Genomic DNA, 26,294 nt, shown 5'->3' with positions numbered 1-26,294 from the left:
GTCCGCAGGTGCTGATCCACAACGGCAAGCTGTTCGAGGGCGTGATGACCGACGCGCGAATGACGCATCACGAACTGAATGCGGCGTTGCGTCAGGCGGGGTGTCTCAGTGTCGATGACGTGCGCTGCGCGATGCTCGAGAACAACGGCTCCATCAGCGTGATCCCGAGGTGATGATGCGAATGACGATTCGCTCCCTCATCGCGGCCGGTGCAGTGGTGCTGGCACCCGCGCCGCTGCGCGCACAGCGTGCCGCGCCGGCGCTCGAACACTTCACGGTGAACGTCGGCGGCGAGCCGCTGGCGGTCTGGGCGCGCCGGCCATCCCGCCCGCGCGGCACAATCCTGCTGGTACACGGGCGAACGTGGAGCGCGCGTCCGGACTTCGACCTGCAGGTGCCGGGCGAGTCGCGGTCGGTGCTCGAAGCACTCGCCGCGCACGGCTATGCCGCGTATGCCGTCGACCTGCGCGGCTACGGCAGTTCGCCGCGGGACGGGACCGGGTGGGACACGCCGAATCGTGCGGCCGAAGATGTGAGCGAGGTGCTCGACTGGATCGCGAAGACGCAGCCGATGCCGAAACGGCCGGTCCTCCTCGGCTGGTCGAACGGGTCGCTCGTCTCGCAACTTACCGCGCAGCGCCATGGCGACCGGATGTCGGGATTGATCCTCTACGGTTACCCGCGCGACCCGGACACTCACACTCCGGCCGGCGGCGACCCCGCGATTCCACCACGCGTGCGGACCACTGCCGCCGACGCGGCGTCGGACTTCATTTCGCCAGCGGTGACCTCGAAGGCGATGGTCGGCGCGTACGTGGCGGTCGCACTCGCCGACGATCCCGTGCGTTCCGACTGGAGGAATCTGGAACAGTGGAATGCCCTCGATCCGGCCAAGGTGCGGGTACCGATCCTGCTGCTGCAGGGCGAGCACGACCCGCAGATTCCAATGGCAACGTGGCGCCGATTCTACGACCGGCTCGCCGCGCACGACAAGACTCCAGTCGTCCTCACCGGCGGTGACCACGCCGCGCTGCTGGAAGACACCAGGCCGTCATTCATCGACGCGGTGACGGCGTTTGCCGATCGGGTGATCCGCTAGTGTGAGGTGCCGAGGACGTCCTGGTAGGTCGTGATCTTGCCGGCGTTGAATGCGGCGAGCAGCAAGGTCATCGACTGCAGCAGCGATGAGCGCATCCCGCCGCCGTAGCCGCGCGCGCCGCCGCCGCCGGAGCGGATGAAGGTGCTGGTGGAATCGAGCGGCAAGGTCGCGACGTTGTTCGCGAAGGCGGCCCAGACGCCGTTCTGGAAGAGGTACTGCTCGACGTTCGACGTGTAGAACGCTGTCACCGTCCCGCCGTGCGAGCGGACCCATTCACCTGCGGCGCGAATCGCCCTGGGGCCGGCGAAGTCCCCGGTGAGCGGGACGATCAGATTCCGCAATTCCATGTCGCGGAGCGCCCGGTAGTTCGCGTCGCTGGCGAGATAGCTCCGCTGCGTCTCGGCGTTGTCTGTCGCCACCATCAACTGGCTGTAGGTCGGCATGCTCCGACCGCCGAATCCCCCGAAGCCGTTGTTCCTGCCGAAGGTGTAGGAGAGTTCCGGACCCGCCTCGTAGAAGACGTCGAAATTGTGCTCCAGCAGCGAAATCTCGTCGCTGCTGAGCGTGAAACGGTGGTCCTTTTCGAGGTGATTCTTCATCGCGTCCAGGGTCCGGTAGTACATCATGCTGTCGCGCGGTGCGGCGTCGATCGCGGTGAAGATCGCGTCGATCGGGGCGTCGTTGGCGAGGCCGGCGGGGCGCGGGCGGGAGAAGAGCTGGCACAGGAAGTCGACGCGGTTGTCGTTGACCTCCATCAACGCCTTGTACAACAGATGCTGCACCGCATTCTGGTGCCGGATGTCGATGATGAACGCCACGGCGGGGTGCACCGCGACGATATAGGTGAAGTTCTGTTCCGGCCCGACACCCAGATAGGCGCCGCCGGGATGCACGGTCTGCTGCAGTTCCGGGATCACTCCCTGAAATCCGATCTCGTTGGACAGGAAATTTTCCGATTGGAAGTATCCATTGGGTTCGGACATGTCGGAGATCATCTGCCAGAAATCGGCGTCGGTGATCCGCTCGGGAAAGCCCTGTGCCGCAGCGGGCGCCGCCACCAGCAGCGAGATGATGACGAGCGCACAGCGGTGGATGCGGCGGTGAGCCGTGACCATGGGGATCTCCTCGAATCGTTGGTTCGACGGTGCGCTGAACAATGCATCCGGAAGGATGCCGGCGGAACTGGGAGCGGCCGTTCCATTGCGAACGGAAGGTCATTTCGGCGGATCACGGCGATCGGCGGGACGCCGCGGGGGACGGAGGCGGCCGGCGCGTGTCGCCGGCCGTCGACGCGGCGTCATCCAGCATGAAACCTGGAGGAATGATGAAACTCAGCAGGGAAATATTCGCGGTGCTCGCCGTGGCGGTAGTCACGCCGGTTGCGGCGCGGGCACAGGACAGCACCGACGGCCAGCGCCATCAGGCGGCGATGGTCCTCGACCACACCTTCAATGCGCCGGTCGGCGAGCCAGTCCGGGTCTTCATGGCCAAGGGGGTGACCTACCGCGCCGAGCTCGAGGGCACGGCGATCCAGCTGCAACTGAAGCCGCTCCTGTCGAGCGTCCAGCCGCCGTTGATCGAACCGATCCTCGGCGGGGAAAGCGCGGCGGGCGAATCGCTGTACAGCATCACCCCGCGAGCGGACGCAGTGTACGTCTTCACCACCAGCGGGTCGCCGACCGGTGACATGACGCGTCCGGTCCGGCTGCGGGTCCGGGTCGCTCCCGGGAGCAAGAAACCGTGAGGTAAACGGCGCGGCGCGGCACGTGCGGCTGGCGCTCCCGTCGGGGGCGCCACATACTTGCAGTATCCCCAACTGCAGGTTGTCCGTGCATGGCACACGCGCCACTTCCGATCGCGCCGCGCCGTTTCGGAGAAACCATGCGGGTCGACGCCTGGTGGGCGTCACCCGTCGCGGTCTTTCTGCTCTTCAGCGGATTCATCGTCTACTCGACCTGGGCGGCACTGCAGGGCAACCATTACACTTTCGGCCCGTACCTCTCCCCGTTCTATTCACCGGAGATCTTCGGCAGTTCGCCCCATGCAGTCCTGGGACCGAAGCCCCTGTGGTGGCCCACGTGGCTGCTCTTCTCTCCGGCGATCCTGATCCTCTGGGCGCCGGGAGGCTTCCGCTTCACCTGCTACTACTATCGGGGCGCGTACTACAAGGCGTTCTGGGCCGACCCGCCGGCGTGTGCCGTGGGCGAGCCGCGAAATTCGTATCTCGGTGAGCGGCACTTTCCGCTGATCCTCCAGAACGTGCATCGCTATTTCATGTATCTCGCGGTGATCTTCCTCGCGATTCTGGTGCACGACGTGTGGGACGCACTCTGGTTCACCGACGCGTCGGGACACGTGTCGTTCGGCATCGGGGTGGGCACCATCGTGCTCGCTCTCAACGTCGTGCTGCTCGGGGCATACACCTTCGGATGTCATTCGCTGCGGCACCTGGTCGGCGGGATCTTCGACCGGCTCTCCGAACATCCGGCGCGTCGCACGATGTATGACTGCGCGTCGTGCTTCAACCGGTATCACATGCAGCTGGCGCGGCTGTCGCTGGTGATGGTGGCGTTCGCCGATCTCTATGTGCGGCTCTGTTCGATGGGGATCTGGACCGACTGGAGAATCGTCTGATGGCCGAGGTCGAGACCTTCACGCACGACGTCCTGGTGATCGGCGCCGGCGGCGCCGGGCTGCGCGCCGCGATCGAAGCGGCGGCGCGTGGCGCGCGCGTCGGCATGGTGACCAAGTCGCTGCTCGGCAAGGCGCACACGGTGATGGCGGAAGGGGGCGTCGCGGCGGCGCTCGCCAACGTCGATGATCGCGACAACTGGCGGGTGCACTTCGCCGACACGATGCGCGGCGGACAGTATCTCAACAACTGGCGGATGGCGGAGCTTCACGCCAGGGAAGCGCCCGATCGCGTACGGGAGCTCGAAGCATGGGGCGCGGTCTTCGACCGGACCGCCGATGGACGGATTCTCCAGCGCAACTTCGGCGGACATCGCTATCCGCGCCTGGCGCATGTCGGCGACCGCACCGGGCTGGAGATGATCCGCACGCTGCAGGATCACGCCATCCATCGCGGCATCGACGTCCACATGGAAGTGACGATCGTCACGCTGCTCACCGACGGCCGCCGCGTGACCGGGGCGTTCGCCTACGATCGCGAGCGCGGCCGATTCAAGCTCTTCGAGGCGCGCGCCGTGGTGCTTGCAACCGGCGGCGTGGGCCGGGCCTTCAGCGTGACGAGCAACAGCTGGGAATACACCGGCGACGGGCTGGCGCTCGCGTACCGCGCCGGCGCCGCGCTGCAGGACATGGAGTTCGTGCAATTCCACCCGACCGGGATGGTGTGGCCGCCGAGCGTGAAGGGATTGCTGGTAACCGAGGGCGTCCGGGGCGAGGGCGGCGTGCTGCGCAACAGCGAGGGGCGCCGGTTCATGTTCGACGACATCCCCGAGAACTATCGCAGCCAGACTGCCGACAATCCCGACGAGGGATGGCGCTATGTCCAGGGCGACAAGAGCGCACGGCGTCCGCCCGAGCTGCTGACGCGTGACCATGTGGCGCGCTGCATCATGCGCGAGGTGCGCGCAGGCCGGGGGTCCCCGCACGGCGGCGTCTATCTCGACATCGCCTGGATCAAGGAGAAGATCCCCAACGCGGCGGACCACATCAAGAAGAAGCTGCCGAGCATGTATCATCAGTTCAAGCAGCTGGCCGACATCGACATCACGAAGGAAGCGATGGAGATCGGGCCGACGACGCATTACATGATGGGCGGCATCCGCGTCGACGGCGACACGCAGATGACCACGGTCGACGGGCTCTTCGCCGCAGGCGAATGTGCCGCCGGCCTGCACGGCGCCAATCGGCTCGGCGGCAATTCGCTTTCCGATCTGCTCGTCTTCGGCAAGCGCGCCGGCGAACATGCGGCCGCGTTTGCGGCGCAGCATCAGCCCGCGCGCATCGATCCGGCGGCGGTGGAGGCAGCGTCGGGCACGGCGCTGGCGCCGTTCGGGCGGAGCGGCGGCGAGCAGCCGTATCAGGTCCAGCACGAATTGCAGGGGATGATGCAGCAGCTGGTCGGCATCGTCCGGCGCGAGGACGATCTGCGCGACGCCCTCGACCGGCTCGGTGCGCTGCGTGAGCGCTCCGAGGCGGTCAGCGTGCCCGGCAATCGCGAGTACAACCCCGGCTGGCACACCGCGCTCGACCTCCCCAACCTCCTCACCGTCTCCGAAGCGATCGCGCGCGCGGCGCTGGAGCGGCGTGAGAGTCGCGGCGGGCATTTCCGCGACGACTATCCCGAGAAGGATCCCGCCGCCGCGGGGTACAACATCCTGGTGTCGCGCGGCGCCGACGGGACGATGCAACTGACCCGCCAGCCGGTGCCTCCGGTTCCCGTGGAACTGCAGCAGATCATCGAGGAGCAGAAATCGTGACGACGGCGACGTTCCGGATCTGGCGCGGGGAGCACAACGCGGGCGCGTTCGCAGACTTCGACGCGAACGTCGTGGACGGGATGGTGGTGCTCGACGTCGTGCATCAGATCCAGGCCGAACAGGCTGGCGATCTCGCCTGCCGCTGGAACTGCAAGGCCGGGAAGTGCGGCTCATGCTCCGCGGAGATCAACGGGAAGCCGCGGCTGATGTGCATGACGCGGCTGAGCGATCTCGACCTCGCCCGGCCCGTCACCATCGAACCGATGCGCGCGTTCCCCCATATTCGCGACCTAGTGACCGACGTCTCGTGGAACTACGGCGTCAAGCAGCGGATCACGCCGTTCACGCCGCGCGCACCGGACGCGCCCGACGGCACCTGGCGGATGCAGCAGCGCGACGTCGACCGGGTGCAGGAGTTCCGCAAGTGCATCGAATGTTTCCTCTGCCAGGACGTGTGCCACGTCCTGCGGGACCACCAGCGGCACGACACGTTCATCGGGCCGCGGTTCCTGGTCTACGCCGCGGCGCTCGAAATGCACCCGCTCGACACCGCCGACCGGATCGAGGAATTGCGCGAAGCCGACGGCATCGGATACTGCAACATCACGAAGTGCTGCACGACCGTCTGTCCCGAAGGAATCACCATCACCGACAACGCGATCATTCCGCTCAAGGAACGCGTCGTCGATCGGTACTACGATCCGCTCGCGGCGCTGGTCCGGCTGGTGCGCGGATCGCCGCGCGCAGAGTAAGCCGTCGTCTCCCGACAGGAGGGGATCGTGTTCGAACTCAAGCGTCTGACGCCGGCCGGTGTGGCGGCGGCACTCGACAAGGCCGAGCAGTACCGGCTGCTCAACCAGCCGTGGGCGGCGGAGAGTATCTGCTGGGATATCGCCGCCGTCGATCCGTCGCACCAGGGCGCGCTCAGGACGCGTCTCCTGGCGGAGACCGATCAGTTGGCCGTCGACGCCGGCGCGGTCCGCCGCGCGCGAGAAACGCTCGCGAAACTCACCGGGGCATATGACCGTGAGTACTACGCCGGATTGATCGCCGAACGACGTGCACTCGCGGAGCTCAACCATCGCGGGCCCGGTTCGCGTTTCTCGGCGTACGACGGATTGCGTGAGGCGATGGAGTGCTATGAACGCGCCGAGGCGATCCGGCCGGCGGGTGATGACGACGCGATCCTGCGGTGGAACACCTGCGCCCGGTTGCTCAACCAGTCGCCGCACCTGGTGCCGCGGGGCGACGAGATTGCGGAACCGGTGATCGGCGAGTAGGACATCCCACCGGCAGGCGCTGCCGGTCTTCCCCGAACCACGGAGTGATGATGACGAGTGTTCCCATCGACGAGACGGCCGCCAAGCCCGGTGCCGCCGACCTGCTCGAGATCTTCTACGCGCCGCGGGCGGTCTTTGCGCGGCGGACCAATGGCGAGTTCGGCCTGCCACTGCTGGCGCTCGCCATCGTGGTCGCTATAGTAACTGTTGCTACAGCAAGCCTGATGCAGCCGCTCTGGGACGTGATGATCGCCAAGTCGATGGCGGCGCGCCCCGGGATCACCCCCGAGCAGATCGCCGCGGGGAAGTCGATCGGCGAGAAGTTCGCGATGATCGGCCAGGTGGTGACCTTCGTCCTCCTGCCGTTCATCGTGGCGCTGCTGGTGTGGATCGTCGGGCGGTTCACCGACGTCAAGGTGCGCTATGGTGTCGCCGCGATGATCGCGACGTTCTCGCTCTTTCCCAGGGTGATTGGCCTCATCGTCGCCGCGGTCGAGATGGCGTTCATGTCCGACACCGCGATCACGTCGCCGACGGTGCTGACCCTGTCTCCGGCGCGATTCGTCGACGCGGCGCACGCACCGATCCTGGCCGGTGCGTTGAGCCGGTTCGACCTCTTCACCCTCTGGTCGATCTTCCTGATCGCCGTCGGCCTCGAAGTCACGATGCGCGTGACCCGGGGGCGGGCGTGGACGACAGCGCTCATCGTCTGGATCATCGGGTTTCTTCCGGCGATCTGGCAGGCCGTCAAGTCGATGTGATCACGGCATCGCGCTGGGCTGCAGGTACTTGTTGAGGAAGTCCAGCGTGTTCGACGTGATCAGCTTGAAGGACGAAAGGTCGTACGCCGCGCCGTGGTGGCCGGACGGATAGATCCTGAGATCGACATCCTTCCCGGCCGCCGTGAGCGCGGTGAGCAGCTGCATCGTCTGCTGCGGATGAACATTGTCGTCCATCATCGAATGGATCACCATCAGGTGCCCCTGCAGCTTCGGGGCATTGACGATCGCCGAACTCCCCTGATAGCCCGCGGTGTTGTCGCCAAGCAATCCCATGTACCGCTCGGTATAGATGGTATCGTAGAGCCGCCAGTCGGTCACGGCCGAGTTGGCGACACCGGCCGTGAAGAGGTCGGGATACATCTCCATGGTGTAGACCGTGCTGTACCCGCCGTAGCTCGTCCCCATGATCCCGATGCGCCGCGCATCGACGTACGGCAGCGTCGCCAGGTATCTCGCCGTCTCGGCGAAGTCGCGGCTTTCGTATCGGCCCAGGTTGCCGTAGACGACCTTCATGAACGCGCTGCCGTAGTTGTTGGTGCCGCGGTTGTTCACGTTGACGACGATGTACCCCTGCTGCGCCATCCACTGCTGCTGCGTGCTGGTGCCGAACTGATCGTAGACGCCCTGCGATCCCGGTCCGCCGTAGACGGTGAAGATCACCGGGTACTTGCGGGACGGATCGAACGGCACCGGCTTGATCATCGAGATATCGATCGAGACGCTGTCGCTGGTCGTGAACTTCATCAGCAGGGTCGGCGAATACGCATGGCTCGCCACCCACTGCGAAACGGCGGTGTTGTCCTCGAGGGTCCGGATCGCGTGGCCGGCATCCGCCGTGGTATGCAGCACCACATGGCGCGGCACCGTGGTGGACGACCAGCTGTCGAGGTAGTATCGCGCGTCGGGGGACATGTCGATCGCGTGGGTCCCTTCCTCGGTGGTCAGGCGGCGTGCACGCGTCCCGTCGAACTGGATGGCATAGAGCTGCCGCTGCAGCGGCGACGCTTCGGTCGACGAGTAGTACATCGTCTGCGTCTGCGGATCGGTCCCCTCGATGCGCGTAACGCTCCACCGGCCGTGGGTGACCTGATTGACCAGCTTGCCGGAGTAGTCGTAGCGATAGACGTGCTGCCAGCCGTCGCGATCGGAGATCCAGAAGAACTCGTGCGAGTGTTCCGGGAACGACATCATGTCCTGGATGCCGGCGTAGAAATCGTAGACGTCGATCCAGGTCTTCGAACTTTCGCTCATGACCAGCCGATGCCCGCCGGTGTTGACGTCGAAGAAGTACAGCTTCATCGACTGCTGCGGGCGATCGAGGGTGATCATCGCGAGGGTATCGGGGTGCGCGGTCCAGTAGATGCGCGGGATGTAGTAGTCGCCGCGTTCACCGGGATCGAGCCAGATCCGGGTACCGCTCTTCACGTCGACCACGCCGACGCGGGCGCGGGGGTTCGAATCGCCGGGCTGGGGGATCCGGAGTTGATCCCACTCCGGGTGCGGGCCGGAGTAGTCCGAAAGCTGGATTACCGGTTCGGATGCCTCGTTGATCTGCCAGAAGGCGATATGCCGCGAGTCGGGTGACCAGTTCCACGCCTGGGCGAGCCCGAATTCCTCTTCATACACCCAGTCGAAGTGCCCGTTGTAGTCGGTCGTGGTGGCGTCGCTGGTGAGCCGGCGCTCCGCGTGCGACGTAAGGTCGTCGACGTACATGTCGCCGCCGCGCTCGACGCCGAGCATCGATCCGTCGGGGGAGAGTTCGGCGGTCCTGGCCCCCTTGGCGGCGAGTTGGAGCGATTTGCCGGCAAGGGAATAGACGTAGTAGTCGGAGACACCGGAACGCCGGTAGAGCGGCTGGAAATCGGTCTGGAAGATCAGGTGCTTGAAATCCCGAGCCCACTGGAATGACTGATACACGAATGGCCTGGTGGTTCCCGGATAGGTCAGTCCTTCATTGGTGAAGAGCACCGTGTCAGCGCCGGTGGTGGGTTGATACGCGTGAATCACCGTGGCGGTCCCGCTACGCCCGGCATAGGCGTATCGCGCGCCGCCTTCGATCCATGTGAGTCCCGCCGGAGCGCCGCGGCCGGCCAATGCGCCGGCCGACTGGAGTGCCTCGTCGAGTGATTGAAAGCGGGCGCTCCCCTGCGCAGAGAGCGCGGGCGGCAAGGCGAGACCGATGCAGAGAGCGAACCCGGCGACGCGGCGAGTGCACATTTGTCAGGTCCTGTTCATGTGGGTGTCTTGACGGTGGAATGTACTCGCGGATGACGCGTCCGGATTCAACCGGTGCCGATGGTACGCCACAGTCTGTGGACGCGGTGCCACGGCAAGGCACCGCGAAACCCGCACCAGCAGCGGCTTGCGCGGTGTTGTACCGGCGAGTATTCATTGGGGGGCCGATCAGTCCGCGGCCCGTCGAGCAGGACACCTCACATCAAGTCGAGTGCTTCGTGAAGCTGAGCCGCCACTGGTTCCTGGCGCCCGGTATCCTCGTGATTGCGTGCGGATCTGATGCGACGCCGTCGACACCGACGCCGCGAGTCGCCGCACAGGTCAGCCTGGTGAGCGGCGATGCACAGCAAGCCGATCCGCAAGACATCCTCCCCGCGCCGGTGGTCTTCCGCGTCAGCGACTCGTCGGGGAATCCGGTCGGCAAGGTGCAGGTGTCACTGGTGGTCTCGATCGGCGGCGGGTCGGTCCCCGCGGCGACGGTGGTGAGCGATTCGACTGGCCTGGTCAGCACCACCTGGATGATGGGACCGCTCGGCGGCGCGCAGATTCTCGAGGTGCGGGTCAACGGTTCGGTGATGGCCACCGCGAGCGCCACGACGTGCGACCCTTCCGATTGCTTCCCGACCGAGCAACTGGCGACATCGCTCAACCAGGCGTCGCTGCTCGACCTCGCCACCTATGAGTCCTCGGGGCAGACGGTGCACCCGTCGGTGGTGCGCGGTCATGGGACGGCGACCGGATTCTGGCTCGCGATCACGCCGTATCCCGGCGGCAACAGCGGCTTCGAGAATCCGTCGCTCTACCGGAGCATGGACGCCAGGAGCTGGGTGGTGCCGGCGGGTGTCACCAATCCGCTCGAATTGCCGCCGAGCGGCGGGTACCTCTCCGATCCCGACATCGCGATCGGCGACGACAAGCGGCTGTGGCTCTACTACCGCACGGTCGTGGGAAACCAGAACATCATCGAACTGGCGCGGAGTTCGGATGGCGTGAAGTGGGATCCACCAGTGGCGGTGCTGACGGCGCCGAGTCATCAGATCGTCTCGCCGGCGGTGATTCATGGCGCTCCACAGGCTCCGTGGCAGATGTGGTCGGTGAACTCGGGGCCGTATGGATGCACCGCGCCGTCGACCGACGTCGAACTGCGCACCTCGAATGATGGTGTCAACTGGGGCGTCCCGTTTATCACCGACCTCGCGCAGCCCGGGCAATCGATCTGGCACATCGATGTCACGTGGATTCCGGCGCGCGCAGAATACTGGGCGCTGTACAACACCTTCCCGACCGGAACGAGCTGTACCACTGACGCGCTCTATCTGGCGCGCAGCACCGACGGGCAGCACTGGACGACCTATCCTTCGCCGGTCGCTCGCGCCGGGATGATCGACCCGTTCGCCGACGTCGTCTACCGTTCGACGATGATCGCCGACCCGCGCGGAACGAAGGCGACGTTGTGGATTTCCGGCGCCGCGTACGAGATCAACCAGGGGTACGCGTGGCACACCGCGACGGTCACGGTGGCACTCAACAATCTGCTCGCCCTCGCCACGGCACCGAACACGTCGTTGCACGCCGCGCCGCGCCACAACAATCTCCCGCCGCCTGAGCCCGACGTCGGCGGCTACTGGCCCTCGCACTGATCGCGATCACCGGCTGACCTGATCGGCGGTCATCCGGTGCACGCCGGGATACGGACGATCGCCCTTGATCGCCGCCCAGAGGACGTGGTTCAGCGTCGCATCATCCACCAGATCTTCGAGCCGGAAATCGAGATGCGCCGACATGCGCGCGGCCGGTGTGTTGGCGGGATTCCGCTCGGTGAGTGATATCCCTGGCGTCAGCACGTGGTACGGCGACAGATCGGGTCGTGCCGTGAAGATCCCTCGATAGGGCCGGCCGTAGGCATCGAACTGGGAGAGATGATCGAGGGAGAGAATCTGCTCGATCGTCGCGATGACGTCGGTGGTATTGCCGAACCGGTGCCAGACGCGTGGCTGATTGTAGGCCGAGACGATCAGCATCGCCGAGCGGTGCGAGTCGACGTGATCGGGACCGTTCTGGGCGTCATCCTCGAGCACGAAGACGACGGTGTTCTTCCAGAAGGGGCTGGTCGACAGTCCCTCAACCATCCGGCCCAGCGCGAGATCGTTGTCTGCGGCATAGGCACGCGGCGTGAACGCACCGGCGGCGGCGCCCCTGGTGTGGTCGTTGGGAAGCCGGACGATCTGCAACGCCGGCATCGCCCCGGTACGCACCCACTCCGCAAGATTCTTCAGCCATTCGTCGGCGCGGCGCTGATCGGGAATCGCGAGATCGAATCCGGGAAATGCCGAGTCGGTGTGTGATTCGAGGAACGGCTTCAATCCGCGATATCCCGCGGCGAGCGCACTGTTGTCCCGATCGGCGACGAACTCTCCGAAATTGCGGAAGGTGATGCCGCGACGCTTCGCCAGGTCCCAGAGATAGCCGTTCACCGGTTCGGCCGCGTCTTCGCCGTCCGGCGGACGGACGCCGCGATTCTCCCCCTCGTAGTCGTAGCTGCGCCCCTTGCCGGCGTAGTTGAGCGGCACCGTCTTCTGGAGATAGTCCGTGGTATACGCGGCGGTGCTCCAGTTGTGCCCGTCGGCGCTCACCTCCGCGTTGACGAAGAAGCGGTCAAAGACGCCGAACCGCTCGGCGAGCGCATGCTGATTGGGTGTCACGTTGCGTCCGAAGAAGACCAGCGAGGTATCGCCGTCGGCTTGCGAGAGATCGCCGAGGACCTGGTCGTAGGTCCGATTCTCCTTGATGATGTAGATGACATGCTCGAATGGCGGATATCCGGCGACACGCTCCGCTTCGCGATCCCATCCGTTGGCGTGGGCAACGCGCTTCGACGTCGCGGCGAGGTCGAGACCGCGAAGCGGGATGACCGAGACCGTCCCGGTGAGCTGGCCCAGCGTGTAGCCGGTCTCGCTCGGCTTTCTCGACGGGCCCGCGCCGGGGCCGGGACCGTTGCTCCCGTTCGGCGCAGTGCCGCGCCCCTTGGCGTTGACGACGACCAGCGTGTCGCCGTGAACCGCAAGAGCGCTGGGATACCATCCCACCGGAATCCGTCCGACGAGATGATCGGCGCCGGCCGCCGACGAAACGCCCGAGGTGGCGGCACCGAGCCCGAAGACGGCGACGGCGTTGTTATCGGCTTCCGCGACGAAGAGGCGGTCGCCCGACGGCGACAGCGCCAGTGCATCGGGTGTGCTTCCCTCGCCTGATGCGCGGGGGATTGTATCGACCAGTTCGGCGACGACGGCATCGCTTCGCGTGTCGATTACGCTGACGCGATCGGTACTCGCCGACGCCACGAAGAGGCGGGAGCCGTCGTGGTTCATCAGGAGCGCCGACGGATGACGCGCGACCCTCACGGTCGCTGCAGGCCCGAGCCGCTGGCCGTCGAGATGCCAGTGGGTCACCGCGAATCCGCCCCATGCGCTGGCGTAGACACTGCCGTCGGGTGCAACGGCGACGGCGTAGGGATAACGGCCAGCCGGCAGGCGCTGCAGGACGCGCCGCGACGGGATGTCAATCACGGCGAGCGAGTCGTCGGTGTTCTCGGCGACGTAGAGGGTCTTCCCGTCGCGCGATACGGCAAGGCCGCCCGGGTAGCGCGTCCCGGATTGGCGCGCGGCGTGGTGCGCCAGGACAATCGAATCGGCCAGCGAGGCGCTGGTGCCGTTCCAGCCGAGAATGTAGACGACATCACGATCGCCGCCGGCGGCGTAGATGGTGCGTCCGGCGGGATCGAAGGCGATCCCGTCAAACGCATCGGGAAGCGGAATCGTCTGGACCGCATGGCCCGTGGCTGTCTCGATCACCTGGATCCCGTTGTCCCGATACCCGGCAAGGAGGAGGAGCGCATGCGATCCGCCGGGCACGTCCGTCATGGCAAACGGATAGGGGCCGACGTCGGCGAGGGTGCCGACGGGATCGAGGGTGGCGCCGGTCGGGAGGCGATGTTGGCCATCGAGGGAGAGGGCTGCGGGGGCGTGGCCGCTGTTGCAGGCGACGAGGCAGCCGAGCAGAACGGGGAGCAGACGGTGGAATCGCATGGAATGAAACTGCTGCGTGGGCCGCGCCCGTCAACCGGCGCCATGCCGCAGTCATGTATCAACTGTGCACGCGGCGCCGGCAGCATCGGACCTCACCGTGTCGCGCCGCCATGCTGGAGCGTCCTATCAACTGGCCAGCGACCACGGGGATGACGGCCTCGTGTCGGAGCCGCGCCAGCGCTCTCACCGGATTATTGTCGCCATGGCTCCGCGCACCGCAGGCCATATTGATCGCCGCTTTGCCGCCGAGGATGCGACGGCTGCACTAGACGCGAAGCCCGGCTCGGCGGAACGACTCGACGCCCTCTGGGAAACGCCGCATACCTGGCTCGCGTGGCTTACGACGGTCGATCACAAGGCGCTGGGGATCCGGTACATCGTCACCGCGTGCGTCTTCCTGGTGCTGGGGGGACTCGAAGCGGCAGTGATGCGCCTCCAGCTGGCGCGCCCCGAGGCGCACCTGCTGTCGCCGGAAGCGTACAACCGGCTGTTCACGATGCATGGCACCACGATGATGTTCCTCTTCATCCAGCCGGTGCTGTCGGGATTCTCCTTCTATCTGACACCGCTGCTCATCGGCGCGCGCGAACTCGCCTTTCCGCGCCTCAACACCTTCAGCTACTACGTCTTTCTGCTGGCCGGCGTCTTCCTGTACGCGGCGTTCATCATCGGGCAGGCGCCCGATGCCGGGTGGTTCAACTACACGCCCCTGGCATCGCTGCCGTTCGATACCGGCCACAACATCGATTTCTACGCGATCGGCCTCCTCTTTCTCGGCGTCGCCACGACGGTCGGATCGATCAACCTCGTGGTCACGATCCTCAGGCTTCGCGCCCCGGGAATGTCGCTCGACCGGATGCCGCTCTTTCTATGGAGTTCACTCACCACGTCGGTCGCGGTGATCGCCTCGATGCCGGCGCTGACCGTCGCGCTGCTCTTTCTCGAACTGGAGCGGCGCTGGCATTTCGTCTTCTTGGACCCCCGCTGGGGCGGCACGCCGCTGCTCTGGCAGCATCTCTTCTGGGTGTTCGGCCATCCGTGGGTGTACATCGTCTTCCTTCCCGCGACCGGCATGCTGTCGATGATCATCCCCGTCTTCTCGCGGCGGCCGATGGTCGGGCACAACATCGTGGCGCTGGCCACGGTCGCCACCGGACTCGCCGGCTTCGGCGTGTGGGTGCACCACATGTTCGTCACCGGGATCCCGCAGGTGTCGGTGGGATTCTTCAGCGCGGGGAGCATGATCGTCTCGATCCCGAGCGCCGTGCAGATCGCGGCGTGGTTCACGACGATGTGGTATGGGCGCGTCGTCTTCCAGACACCGATGCTCTTCGCGCTGGGATTCATCCTGCAATTCGTGATCGGCGGCATCAGCGGCGTGATGACGGCGGTGGTGCCGTTCGACTGGCAGGCGCACGACACCTACTTCGTCGTGGCGCACCTGCACTACGTCCTCGCCGGCGGATCGCTCTTCGCGATGTTCGCAGCGATCTACTACTGGTTCCCCAAGATGACCGGGCGCCTGCTGAACGAGCGGCTGGGGCGCGTGTCCTTCTGGGTGATGTTCGCGGGATTCAATCTCGCCTTCTTCCCGATGCACATCGCAGGCCTGCTGGGGATGGCGCGCCGAGTCTACACGTATCTCCCGGGGCTCGGCCTTGACGGGGTGAATCTCGCCTCGACGATCGGTGCGGTCGTGTTCATCGGCGGTACCGTGCTCACACTGGTGAACCTGCTGCAATCGCTGCATCATGGCGCCGCATCCGGTCGCGATCCATGGCACGCGAACACGCTGGAATGGTCGATCGTGTCACCGCCGGAGCCGTTCAACTTCGCGCAGATCCCGATTGTGAGCAGTCGCGAGCCGTTGTGGGATGGCGGTGTAGCGGCAGGGCCGACGCTCGATCAGGGCCGATTCACGTTGCTGACGACGCCGCTCGACGCCCACCCGGATGGCGTGGTCGAACTTCCCGGCCAGAACGTGTGGCCGCTGATCATCTCGCTCACGCTGCTCGGCCTCTGTACCGCACTGCTGGTTCGGAGTCCGCTGGGGATCGCGGCGGGCGCCGTGACCTCGATCATCGCCGCCGCGCGATGGATGTGGCCGGTTCATCTTCGCACGCTGGAAACCGACGCATGACCGCCGTGCCGATCGACGACGATGCGTTCCTGCGCATCGCGCGAACCGGACGCGACACCGGCTGGTGGGCGATGGCGTGCGTATGCGGTACCGAGGCGTCCTTTTTCGCCTATCTGATCACCGCGTATGCGTATCTGGCGACCCGCGCTCCGACCTGGCCACCGCCGGGGATTCCGCGGCCGTCGCTGCTGATCCCGGTGATCATGACCGTCACGCTGGTGTCGAGCAGCGTCGTGATGGCAGCAGCAGAACGGGCGATCCGCCGCGGGGACGTTCGTGCCCTCCGGCACCGACTGGCGCTCTCGCTGCTCCTCGGCGTCGTCTTCGTCGGACTCCTCGCGGCGGAGTGGGCCGGGAAAGTCGCCGAAGTGCTCCCGCAGACTCACGTCTACGGCTCGCTCTTCTATGTGATGACCGGAATGCACGGCCTGCATGTACTCGCGGGGTTGCTGATGATCGGCTACACGCTGGTGCGTGCGCTGCGCGGGCATTTCAGCGCTCGGGGATTCGGCGGTGTGAGCGTGGTGGCGCTGTACTGGCACTTCGTGGATGTGGTGTGGCTGGCGTTGTTCACCACCCTCTACCTCACGCCGCGATTCACATGACCACGACGATGCCGCTCCCGTCGACGACCCGCCTCTGGTTTGGCGTTGCGGCCGCACCGGCCGCGTGGGCGGTCGCCGAGTACGCGGGATACGGCTTCGCGGGTCGCGCCTGCCAGCCGCCGGCGGGGCATGCGGCCGCCGCCGTCCTGCCGATCACCGTTGCGATGATCATCCTCGGCGCCATCGGTGTCGCGGTCGCGTACGACAATGTGCAGCGCACCGTGCCGCGCCGTGCCGATACGATGGTCGATGCTGCCGACAGCCGGGACGCGTCTGTCGGCCGAACCCGGTTCATGGCGCTGGGAGGGATGATGGCGAGTGTCCTCTTCCTTCTCGGCACGGTCTTCTTCGTGCTTCCGGCGATCATCACCCGCGGCTGCGCGGGGGTGCGGTGAACGCCGCGGTCTGGCTGGTTCTCGCCGTCGTTGTCACGCCGTACCTGGTGGGGGTGCGACGTCTCTGGCACGCCGCGGGGACCGGGCATGGCATTGCGCGGTGGCGTGCACTGTCGTTCGCCGCAGCAAGCGGCATCCTGATCGCGGCGTTCTGCCAGCCGTTTGACGCAGTGAGTGACGCGCGATTCTCGATGCACATGACGCAGCACATCCTGCTGGTCGCCGTCGTGCCACCGCTGCTGATCCTCGGCAAGCCGGGCGCGGCGCTGGCGTGGGCCGTGCGTGGCGTGGTGTGGCGGGTCGACCGGATTCCGATGGCGCTGCGGCGCGCGTGGCTCGGCGTGACGACACCACTCGTCGCTTGGCTCGCGCACTCTGCCACGCTCTGGCTCTGGCACTTGCCGCGATGGTATCAACTGGCGCTGCAGCACCCTGCAGTGCACGCCGGCGAGCACGTGACGCTCCTCGGAACCGCGCTGCTCCTCTGGCACTGTGCCATGCACCCGCGGAGCGGGCGGCGCGCCGGCGCCGGAATCGCCGTGCTCCTCATGCTCGCCACCGCAATGCAGAGCGGTGCGCTCGGCGCGTTGCTCGCCGGATCGACGCGCGTCTGGTATCCGATGCAGGAAGGGTTGCGCGGCACCGCAGCGGCGCTCGCAGACCAGCAGCTCGCGGGATTGCTGATGTGGGTCCCCGCCGGGCTGATCTACGCCATCGCGGGGTGCGTCTTCTTCCGCAACTGGATCCGCGGTCCGGTGGCTGCCGCCCCGCAGATGATGCCGAGCGAGGTGCCCGGATGAAGCGCTCCATCGCGGTGCTGCTGGTTCTGGCCATGGGGTGCTCGCGGCCACCGACGACGTCGTCACTCGCCGGCGATGCGGGCCGCGGACGGGTCGACGTGGCACGTTACGGTTGCGGCGCGTGTCACGTGATTCCGGGCGTTGCGGGCGCCGATGGCCGCGTGGGGCCGATGCTCGCACGGTTTCGCGAGCAGGCGATCATCGCCGGCCACGTCCCGAACACCATGACCAATCTGGTCCACTGGCTTCGCGACCCGCAGTCGGTTTCGCCAGGAACCGCGATGCCGAATCTCGGCATCGATGAGCCGACCGCGCGCGACATCGCGGCCTACATCTATACCCTCCGCTGAACGATGCGCTCCTCATCGCCTCTCCGGTCGCGGGTTGCCGCCGTCATTCGAGCGAGTGCAGTCACGGTTACGCTCACCGGGTGTCACGGCGTGATGTCGGCGCTCGATCCCGCGAGCCACGAAAGCGGCATGATCGCTTCGATCACCTGGTGGCTGGTCGGCGCGTCGGCAGTGATCTACGCCGTCGTCTGCGCGGCAATGGTCGCGGCGATCTCGCGACACCGCGACCGGAGCGCGTCATCGGTCGATCTGAGCGCACCGAGCGAACGGATGATCGTCTGGTACGGGGCGATCATACCGGGAGTGGTCCTCGTGGCACTCTTCGTCCTCACGCTGACCGCGATGCACCGCTACCCCGCTACGATATCGCGCCGCGCGGTGACCTACCACGTCACCGCGCATCAATGGTGGTGGGATGTGTCGTGGATCGACGCGTCGTCCGGGCGGGCGATGCACAGCGCCAACGAGATTCACGTGCCGGTTGGCGCTCCGGTGCGGATCATCCTCACCACCGACGACGTGATCCACACCTTCTGGGTCCCCCAGCTCCAGGGGAAGATCGACCTGATCCCGGGGGACACCACCGAGATCCGGTTTACCGCGCTGCATTCCGGCGCCTATCGCGGCCAGTGCGCCGAGTTCTGCGGCGTGCAGCACGCCCACATGGCGTTCGTCGTGGTGGCCGAGCCGGCCGATTCGTTTGCGAACTGGATTGCGAGCGAGGAGGCGCCGGCCGCGATGCCGAGCGATTCGGCGAGACTGGTGGCGCAGCAGCTTGTCGTCAACGGTCCGTGCGCGACCTGTCACACGATCCGCGGCACGAGTGCGTCAGGCGCGATCGGCCCGGATCTCACCCATATCGGTTCGCGCCGCATGCTGGCCGCGGGCGAATTGCCGAACAACATCGGCACGATGGAGGCGTGGATCGCCAACGCGCAGTCACTCAAGCCCGGCGTGGCGATGCCGTCGATGCGGGTCTTCAGCGGAGGCCAGCTCCGCGCCGTCGCGGCGTATCTCGAAGGATTGCGCTGACGTGCCGGCGATCTTCACACCCCGCGCCACGCCGGTTGCCAGGGGAGTCCTCACGTTGCTCGTGGCGACAGTGGTGGTCATCCCGCTTGTGGCGATGGCGTGGGTCCGGACCCCGTGGGCGCGCGGTGAGCATCGACAGATCACGCAGCCGATTCCATTCAGCCATCCGCTGCACGTGACGGCGCTTCACATCGACTGCCGGTTCTGCCATCGGGAGGTCGAGCGATCCCAGCAGGCGGGGCTGCCGTCGACCGAGCTCTGCGTGAGCTGCCACAACGACGCGACGTTTGCTTCCAGCGTCTTCACGCCGGTACGCCGCAGCCTGGCGACCAGCCGCCCGATTCCGTGGCGCCGGGTGACGCAATTGCCGGCGTTCGTCTACTTCGACCATGCCGCGCACGTCGGCCACGGCGTCGCGTGCGAAACATGCCACGGCCGGATCGATCGAATGGCGGTCGTGTCGCAGGCGCGATCGCTCACGATGAGTTGGTGTGTCGATTGTCATCGCAATCCTGCCGCGTCGATTCGCCCACTCGCAACCGTGACGGCAATGGGATGGACGGGTCCGCGACAGGGCGAGGCGCTGATGCGGACCTACCAGGTTCACTCGCTGACCAATTGCTCCACATGTCATCGATGACACCAGACTCCGATCCCGCCCGCAGCGGGCCGACCCGCCGGGAATTTGCCAAGTGGCTCGGTGCCGGAGCCGCGGTGGCGGGATTGGGCGGATGTGTTCGCGAGCCGTCGGAGACGATCCTGCCGTACGTGCATTCGCCGCGAGCTCCGGTGACAGGATCGAACGTCCACTACGCCACGTCGATGGTGCTCGATGGCGCAGCCACCGGGCTTCTGGTGACAAGCCGCGATGGGCGACCGATCAAGATCGAAGGCAATCCCCGGCACCCCGCCTCCCTCGGCGGCACCGGTGCAATGCATCAGGCTTCGCTCCTCCAGCTATATGACCCGGATCGGGCGAAGCGTTGCCAACGAGGGAATCGCGCGACAACGTGGGGGGCGCTCGCCGCTCTCTGCAATCCCGCGGCGCTCCGCGCGCGCGGCGGTGCGCGCGGGGCCGGAATCTCCCTGCTGCTTCAACCAACCTCGTCACCCGTCGAGCTCACACTGCTCGATCGCCTTCGCGACGAATTCCCGGACGCGAGGATCGGCGTGTTCGCGCCGCTGGGCTGGCACGGTGCAATCGACGCGTCCATCGCGCTCTTCGGCACGCCGCTGATACCGCAGCATGACTTCGCATCGGCTGATGCCATCATCTCGCTCGACGCCGACTTTCTCGGCATCGATCCCTTCGCGCTGCGGCACGCCCACGATTGGGCGAGCCGGCGCCGTGGGCGGCGCGACTCGCTCCTGTTCGTGGCGGAAACGGTACCGTCGTCGACCGGGGTGGTCGCGACCGACCGGATCCCCGCGACACCCGACGATCTCGCCATGGCGGCGACCGGACTCCTTGCGGCGGTGGCCGGCGCGATCGCCCCTGATTGGGTCGGTACTCACTCCCCGGCGGTGCCGGCACGCGTCGGCGCGTGGGTCACCGCCGCTGCCAACGCGTTACTGGCGAATCGCGGCCGATCGATCGCCCTGGCCGGTCCTCGACAGCCGGTGCCAGTGCACGTCGTGGTCGCGGCCATCAATGAACTCCTGGGCAATGTCGGCACAACCGTGTGGTACACGCCGCCGCCGTTTCGCGTCGATCCCTCGATTGCCCAAGGCGATGATGCGCTGCAACGGTTCGTCGATGCGAGCATCGACACCGCCGTCATCACCGCGATCAATCCGTGCTACTCGGCGCCGCCGGCGCAGCGCCTCACCGAGAGGCTTCACGCGATTCGCAACACGGTCTACCTCGGCGACTATCGCGACGAGACCGCGGCCGCCGTCGCATGGCACGCGCCCGCCGCGCACTACCTGGAATCGTGGGGAGACGCTCGCGCGTGGGATGGAACGATTTCGACGGTCCAGCCGCTGATTGCGCCGATGTATGACGGGCGCACGACGGCAGAGTTCCTCGCGATGCTGGTTGGAGAGACGGCGACCGGACGGGCGCTGGTCGGGCGGTACGATCCGGATGCGGTTGGCGACGATGCGCTCCGCTCGGGTTACGTAACGGATTCCGGCTTTGCGCGTCAGCATGGTTCGGTGGCGCGGGACGTTGTCGCGTCGATGGCGGCGACGTTGGTGCCGCTTCCGGCGCGGACCGACGCGGTGGTTGTCATCACGCCGTCGGCTAAGACCCACGATGGTCGGTTCGCCGGCAACGCGTGGCTGCAGGAACTACCGGGTCCGGCGACGCGCCTCACCTGGGACAACGCCGCGCTGATGTCACCGGCGACGGCCGATCGGTTTCAGGTGGCGAGCGGCGACGTCATTGCGCTGCAGAACGGTACAGGAACCGTCGACGCGCCGGTGCTCGTCACGCCGGGACACGCCGATGGCGCGATCTCGCTGGAACTCGGGTACGGCCGCACGGGCGCTGGCCTCGTTCGTCAGCAGATCGGCTGCGATGCGACGGCGTTGCGCACCTCAAGCGCATCGTTCATCGAACCGGTGACGGTACGGCGCACCGGCCAACGGCACGACCTCGCGACCACGCAGGATCACTGGTCGATCGAGGGACGCCGCGAGGAGATTCTCGGGACGCCGGCGACGGTGCCACCGGCCAGACCGGCGTTGCCGCTCTACCAACCCGGCGAAACCGACCCGCATGGACTTGCCCGCGACCAGTGGGCGATGACGATCGACCTCGACCTCTGCACCGGCTGCAGCGCCTGCGTCGTGGCGTGCCAATCGGAAAACAACGTTCCGATCGTCGGACGCAGCGGCGTCCTTCGCCACCGCGAAATGCACTGGATCAGAATTGACCGCTATCTCGACGGCCCGCTCGACAATCCCGCGGTCACCGTTCAGCCGATGCTCTGCCAGCAGTGCGAGGCGGCGCCGTGCGAATATGTCTGTCCGGTCACCGCGACGACCCACAGCGACGACGGTATCAACGAGATGGTCTACAATCGCTGCGTCGGAACCCGCTTCTGTTCCAACAATTGCCCGTACAAGGTGCGCCGCTTCAACTGGCTCGCCTACAACGATCCAGCCGACGAGTTGGCGGCGCTTCGCGAGAATCCCGACGTCTCCATCCGTGCGCGTGGTGTGATGGAGAAGTGCACCTTCTGTGTACAGCGTGTGCGCCACGCGCAGCAGGATGCCGAACAACGCGGTGATTCACGCACCGGCACGGTGGTGACGGCGTGCCAGCAGGCGTGCCCGGTCGGCGCCATCGTGTTCGGCTCACTCACCGATCCCGCGAGTCCGGTCACCGCACTCTTCGACGATTCACGCGCACGCAGTTCCCTCGACGAGCTCGGCACCAGGCCGCGCGTCCACTATCTCGCACGCGACCAGCGCGGATCGGGGAGATCGTGACCGTCGCCGTGCTCGACAGCGACGATCGCGCAGCCGCGCGCGCCGAAGCACGCAGGATCATCGAGGCGGCGGATGGCCCGATCATCCACCCAGACGAGCCGGTCATCACGCGGGTGCTCACGCCGCTCTGGACACCGCGCGCCGGGTGGCGGCCGCTTTTCGCGGTGAGCGCGGTGTTCACCGTGATCTTCGTTGTTTCCGCGGGAATCACCGTGGTGCGAGGAATCGGCAGCTGGGGAAACAATATCCCGACGGCGTGGGCATACGGGATCACCGATTTCGTCTGGTGGATCGGGATCGGGCACGCCGGAACGTTCATCTCGGCCTTCCTGCTGCTGCTCAACCAGCACTGGCGCGCATCGATCAATCGCCTCGCCGAGGCGATGACGCTCTTCGCCCTGGTGAACGCGATGCTCTTTCCCATCCTGCATCTCGGTCGGCCGTGGCTCTTCTACTGGCTGGCACCGTACCCGGCGACCACCGGAGTCTGGCCCAACTACCTGTCGTCGCTGCCGTGGGACGTGGTGGCGATCTCGACATACTTCACCGTCTCGCTGCTCTTCTGGTACATGGGACTCGTCCCCGATCTCGCGGCGGCCCGCGACCTGGCACCGGAACGGTGGCGCCGCCGGATCTACGGCGTTTTCGCGCTCGGCTGGCGCGGAGGCGCCCGCGAATGGCGATCGTACCGCCTCGGATACCTGCTCCTGGCTGGGCTTGCCACGCCATTGGTCGTGTCGGTGCACAGCATCGTGTCGCTCGATTTCTCGATCGCGCAGGTCCCCGGATGGCATTCGACGATCTTCCCGCCGTATTTCGTCGTCGGCGCGATCTATTCCGGCTTCGCGATGGTGCTGATGCTGGTGATTCCGGTGCGTCGCATCTTCCGCTTCGAGCGGCTGATCACGCCGCGTCACCTCGAATTGATCGCGATCCTGCTCCTCGCGACCGGCCTGCTGGTGACGTACTCGTATCTCTGCGAAGCGTTCATCTCCTGGTACAGCGGCGATCGGTTCGAGATCTACGCCATGCTAGTCGCGAGGCCAGCCGGACCGTACGCAGTGATCTACTGGGCGATGATCGCGGCCAATGTCGTTACGCCGCATCTCTTCTGGTCGAAGCGTCTGCGGCGCGATCCACGAGTGCTTTTTGCCGCGGGCGTCGTGATCTGGGCCGGGATGTGGTGTGAGCGCTTCATCATCATTGCCGGCTCGTTGAACCGGTCGTTCCTCCCGTCGAGCTGGCATGCGTACGCGCCGACGCTCGTTGACTGGGGACTGCTGCTCGGCAGTATCGGGCTCTTCGCCCTCCTCTTCCTGACATTCCTGCGTTGGGTCCCGGCGATTCCGGTGAGCGAGATGCAGGAGCTGCAACATCGACCATCGCCCACCGGGGCGGTGCGATGACCACGCGTCCCCCCGCGCGCCACGTGATCGCCGAGTTCGACGAGGATCAGAAGATGGTCGATGCGGCACGTCACATCGCGGACGCAGGATGTCAGGGGGTCACAACGTACGGACCGTGGGATCTGCCCGCGGTCGATCCGGTCGCCGCGCCGCACCGACCGCCGATCGCCGCGATCGCCCTTGCCGGCGGTGTCGCCGGAGGTCTGTGCGGTCTCGCCATCCAGTGGTGGTCCACCGGCGGCGCCTACCCGGTCGATATCGGTGGCCGGCCACGTCACCCGCTCCCCGGTTTCATCCCCGTCACGTTCGAGGCGACCATTCTCGGCGCGGCGCTCGCGGTGTTCATCGGATGGTTCCTGATCCTCCGGTTTCCGCGTCTCTGGGCGCCGATCGATGAAGTCGATGGATTCGAACAGGTGTCGACGACCCGTTTCTGGCTCACCGTGCCGGCTCCGGATGATGCGATCGCCGAACGCGCCAGCGAGCTGCTCCGATCCGCCGGCGCCCGCCGCGTCAGCGAGGCGATGCTCTGATGCACACGGCACGTTGCTGGCGAACTCTGCGGGCAGCGCTGATTGCCGTGGCGGCGTGCGACTGCGCGAAGCCGATGGGAAGCGGCTGGGACTGGAACCGGATGCGCACCATGCCGAGGGCCGAGAGTTACGGCGCCAGCGGCTTCTTCCGCGACGGCAAGGCGATGCAGCTGGCGCCAGCGGGCACCGTGGCGTGGGCCGTCGATTCAAGCACCGCCGCGGTCGACACCGCGCGTGGGCACGCGAGGTTCGCCATCTACTGTGCCGTGTGTCATGGCGAGCGGGGTGACGGCGTCAGTGTCGTGGCGTCGAACATGGATCCCCCTCGACCACCGTCGCTGCTCACCGCAGCGATCCGGTCGTTGCCCGCGGACCGGCTCGACTCGATCATCAGCAGCGGATACGGACCGATGCCCGCATTCGGTGACGCGCTCGATCACAGCGATCGCCGTGCCGTACTCGCGTATCTCTCGACCTTGCAGCTGCGCGCGGCGGCGGCGACCGTCCGATGATTGCGCCCGTCGCCGCGGTGATCGCGATTCTCGGCGCACTCCTCTGGGTGGTCGAATTCGTGGCCGACCCGCGGGCTGCGATGTCGGCGTATCTCGTCGCGTTCGTGTGCGCAGCCACGATCATGCTCGGCGCCGCACTGCAGATCATGATGAGCCACCTGGTCGGCGCGCGTTGGTTCGTGGTCCTGCGCCGCATCGCCTTGATGATCGTCGCACCGTTTCCGGTGCTTGCCATCCTGGGAATACCGCTGATTGTGGGAATCCGGTGGCTCTATCCCTGGACGCACGGCGCCACGAGCGCGCATCGCGCCATCTGGCTTTCTCCGGGCTTCTTCACGGTACGCACCGCGATCTATCTGATCCTCTGGGTATGGATCGCGGAGCGGCTGCGTGGGTGGGCGCTCTATCAGGACCGCGCGCCCGCGACGGGAATCGTCCGGTCGACCGCTGCGCTCCGCCGGCTGAGCACCGTCGGTTTGTTCGTGACGATCATTTCGGGGACCTTCGCGGCGTTCGATTGGACGATGTCACTGGAGCCGAGCTGGTATTCCACGATCTACGGAGCGCTCCTCCTGGTCGGCGGAATTGTCGCGGCCCTCGCGGTGATGATCATTCTCGCCTTCGCTCCCGTTTCCGGATCGCGCGGATGGCGGCGGGCAATCACCGCCGATCAGGGCAGTGCGCTGGCGACGCTGCTCTTCACGTTCGTGATCCTCTGGGCCTACTTCGCATTCTCGCAGTTTCTCATCATCTGGATCGCAGATATTCCGGTCGAGGCGGCGTGGTACCGTACCCGCGTCGAAGGCGGCTGGAACGTCCTCGCGGCGGCGACGTTCATCGGGCTCTTTGCGGTCCCGTTCGTCCTCCTGCTACTTCGCCGGATCAAGCGAAGCCCCCGGGCGCTGGTTGCGCTCGCGGTCTGGATCGTCGTGGTCTACCTGGCGGAGATCTTCTGGATGATCCGCCCGGCGACAAGTCCGACCCTCCAGCTCCGCCTGGTAGACGTCGCGGCGGTGATTGCGGTGGCCGGCGCGCTGATCGCCGTGGCTGCGGTGCGTGCCAGGCCGCTGGCTGCGCTCCCCGCCGGCGACCCCTACCTCGACGAGGCGCTGCAGTATCGGCGGGGGTGAGGCCGGTCTCGCGACACGATATAC

At 66.4% G+C, this 26,294-nt stretch carries 23 protein-coding genes; 20 read left to right on the top strand and 3 right to left on the bottom strand.

The annotated features are described in order from the left end of the window. Nucleotides 1-181 precede the first annotated feature (181 nt). A complete protein-coding gene (locus VGM20_12580; protein HEY4101700.1) occupies nt 182-1,099 on the top strand; it encodes an alpha/beta fold hydrolase in 918 nt (305 codons plus the stop codon). On the opposite strand, the gene VGM20_12575 is transcribed toward VGM20_12580, so the two are convergent. Beyond that, a complete protein-coding gene (locus VGM20_12575; GenBank protein ID HEY4101699.1) occupies nt 1,096-2,214 on the bottom strand; it encodes a hypothetical protein in 1,119 nt (372 codons plus the stop codon). The two genes, VGM20_12580 and VGM20_12575, sit on opposite strands and share 4 nt — an antisense overlap. A gap of 209 nt (nt 2,215-2,423) precedes the next feature. Between VGM20_12575 and VGM20_12570 the strand changes: the two genes are divergently transcribed. The 6 genes from VGM20_12570 to VGM20_12545 all read left to right on the top strand — a co-directional run bounded on the left by VGM20_12570 (nt 2,424) and on the right by VGM20_12545 (nt 7,588). After that, complete coding sequence (locus VGM20_12570) at nt 2,424-2,843, top strand: hypothetical protein (protein HEY4101698.1); 420 nt, start codon at nt 2,424-2,426, stop codon at nt 2,841-2,843. A 137-nt stretch (nt 2,844-2,980) separates the two neighbouring features. Beyond that, nucleotides 2,981-3,733 (top strand): hypothetical protein, encoded by a 753-nt coding sequence (locus VGM20_12565; protein ID HEY4101697.1) that lies wholly within the window; start codon nt 2,981-2,983, stop codon nt 3,731-3,733. Further along, entirely contained in the window at nt 3,733-5,547 is a 1,815-nt protein-coding gene (locus VGM20_12560) for a fumarate reductase/succinate dehydrogenase flavoprotein subunit (GenBank protein HEY4101696.1), read from the top strand. Before VGM20_12565 ends, VGM20_12560 begins: the two co-directional genes overlap by 1 nt. Beyond that, nucleotides 5,544-6,299, top strand: coding sequence for a succinate dehydrogenase/fumarate reductase iron-sulfur subunit (locus VGM20_12555; protein HEY4101695.1), 756 nt, complete (start codon nt 5,544-5,546; stop codon nt 6,297-6,299). The genes VGM20_12560 and VGM20_12555 overlap by 4 nt, the downstream gene beginning before the upstream one ends. A gap of 27 nt (nt 6,300-6,326) precedes the next feature. Beyond that, nucleotides 6,327-6,827, top strand: coding sequence for a hypothetical protein (locus tag VGM20_12550; protein ID HEY4101694.1), 501 nt, complete (start codon nt 6,327-6,329; stop codon nt 6,825-6,827). Between the two features lie 50 nt (nt 6,828-6,877). After that, complete coding sequence (locus tag VGM20_12545; GenBank protein ID HEY4101693.1) at nt 6,878-7,588, top strand: YIP1 family protein; 711 nt, start codon at nt 6,878-6,880, stop codon at nt 7,586-7,588. Here the strand turns inward: VGM20_12545 and VGM20_12540 are convergent, their stop codons facing one another. Then, nucleotides 7,589-9,826, bottom strand: a complete 2,238-nt coding sequence (locus tag VGM20_12540; protein HEY4101692.1) for a S9 family peptidase — start codon at nt 9,824-9,826, stop codon at nt 7,589-7,591. It lies immediately after the preceding gene. Between the two features lie 236 nt (nt 9,827-10,062). Here VGM20_12540 and VGM20_12535 point away from each other — a divergent pair, with 236 nt between their 5' ends. Beyond that, complete coding sequence (locus tag VGM20_12535; GenBank protein ID HEY4101691.1) at nt 10,063-11,484, top strand: hypothetical protein; 1,422 nt, start codon at nt 10,063-10,065, stop codon at nt 11,482-11,484. Between the two features lie 6 nt (nt 11,485-11,490). On the opposite strand, the gene VGM20_12530 is transcribed toward VGM20_12535, so the two are convergent. Beyond that, the gene (locus VGM20_12530; protein ID HEY4101690.1) at nt 11,491-13,929 is read right to left on the bottom strand and encodes a bifunctional YncE family protein/alkaline phosphatase family protein; all 2,439 of its coding nucleotides are present in this window, start codon (nt 13,927-13,929) and stop codon (nt 11,491-11,493) included. A gap of 202 nt (nt 13,930-14,131) precedes the next feature. Here VGM20_12530 and ctaD point away from each other — a divergent pair, with 202 nt between their 5' ends. The 12 genes from ctaD to VGM20_12470 are packed head-to-tail and all read left to right on the top strand — an operon-like array spanning nt 14,132 to nt 26,270. Continuing rightward, on the top strand, nt 14,132-16,069 hold the full coding sequence (ctaD, locus tag VGM20_12525; GenBank protein ID HEY4101689.1) for a cytochrome c oxidase subunit I: 1,938 nt from the start codon (nt 14,132-14,134) through the stop codon (nt 16,067-16,069). After that, nucleotides 16,066-16,674, top strand: a complete 609-nt coding sequence (locus VGM20_12520; GenBank protein ID HEY4101688.1) for a cytochrome c oxidase subunit 3 — start codon at nt 16,066-16,068, stop codon at nt 16,672-16,674. Before ctaD ends, VGM20_12520 begins: the two co-directional genes overlap by 4 nt. Further along, on the top strand, nt 16,671-17,069 hold the full coding sequence (locus tag VGM20_12515; GenBank protein HEY4101687.1) for a hypothetical protein: 399 nt from the start codon (nt 16,671-16,673) through the stop codon (nt 17,067-17,069). Before VGM20_12520 ends, VGM20_12515 begins: the two co-directional genes overlap by 4 nt. Beyond that, a complete protein-coding gene (locus VGM20_12510; GenBank protein HEY4101686.1) occupies nt 17,066-17,869 on the top strand; it encodes a cytochrome c oxidase assembly protein in 804 nt (267 codons plus the stop codon). The genes VGM20_12515 and VGM20_12510 overlap by 4 nt, the downstream gene beginning before the upstream one ends. After that, entirely contained in the window at nt 17,866-18,219 is a 354-nt protein-coding gene (locus tag VGM20_12505) for a hypothetical protein (protein HEY4101685.1), read from the top strand. Before VGM20_12510 ends, VGM20_12505 begins: the two co-directional genes overlap by 4 nt. 3 nt (nt 18,220-18,222) lie before the next feature. Further along, entirely contained in the window at nt 18,223-19,251 is a 1,029-nt protein-coding gene (gene coxB / locus VGM20_12500) for a cytochrome c oxidase subunit II (GenBank protein HEY4101684.1), read from the top strand. 1 nt (nt 19,252) lies between these two features. After that, a complete protein-coding gene (locus tag VGM20_12495; GenBank protein HEY4101683.1) occupies nt 19,253-19,891 on the top strand; it encodes a cytochrome c3 family protein in 639 nt (212 codons plus the stop codon). Beyond that, complete coding sequence (locus VGM20_12490) at nt 19,888-22,689, top strand: 4Fe-4S dicluster domain-containing protein (GenBank protein ID HEY4101682.1); 2,802 nt, start codon at nt 19,888-19,890, stop codon at nt 22,687-22,689. Before VGM20_12495 ends, VGM20_12490 begins: the two co-directional genes overlap by 4 nt. Beyond that, nucleotides 22,686-24,095 carry an NrfD/PsrC family molybdoenzyme membrane anchor subunit gene (gene nrfD, locus VGM20_12485; protein HEY4101681.1) on the top strand — a complete coding sequence of 470 codons (1,410 nt, stop codon included), beginning with the start codon at nt 22,686-22,688 and terminating at the stop codon, nt 24,093-24,095. The genes VGM20_12490 and nrfD overlap by 4 nt, the downstream gene beginning before the upstream one ends. Beyond that, nucleotides 24,092-24,628: a DUF3341 domain-containing protein gene (locus VGM20_12480; GenBank protein ID HEY4101680.1), complete on the top strand. Its 537-nt coding sequence runs from the start codon at nt 24,092-24,094 to the stop codon at nt 24,626-24,628. Before nrfD ends, VGM20_12480 begins: the two co-directional genes overlap by 4 nt. Continuing rightward, entirely contained in the window at nt 24,628-25,140 is a 513-nt protein-coding gene (locus VGM20_12475) for a cytochrome c (GenBank protein ID HEY4101679.1), read from the top strand. The genes VGM20_12480 and VGM20_12475 overlap by 1 nt, the downstream gene beginning before the upstream one ends. Beyond that, complete coding sequence (locus tag VGM20_12470; GenBank protein HEY4101678.1) at nt 25,137-26,270, top strand: hypothetical protein; 1,134 nt, start codon at nt 25,137-25,139, stop codon at nt 26,268-26,270. The genes VGM20_12475 and VGM20_12470 overlap by 4 nt, the downstream gene beginning before the upstream one ends. Nucleotides 26,271-26,294 lie beyond the last annotated feature (24 nt).

This window comes from Gemmatimonadales bacterium (assembly GCA_036500345.1).
Lineage (GTDB): Bacteria > Gemmatimonadota > Gemmatimonadetes > Gemmatimonadales > GWC2-71-9 > Palsa-1233.
Note: the sequence above shows the minus strand (reverse complement) of the source record. Positions and strands in the feature narration are given on the sequence as shown.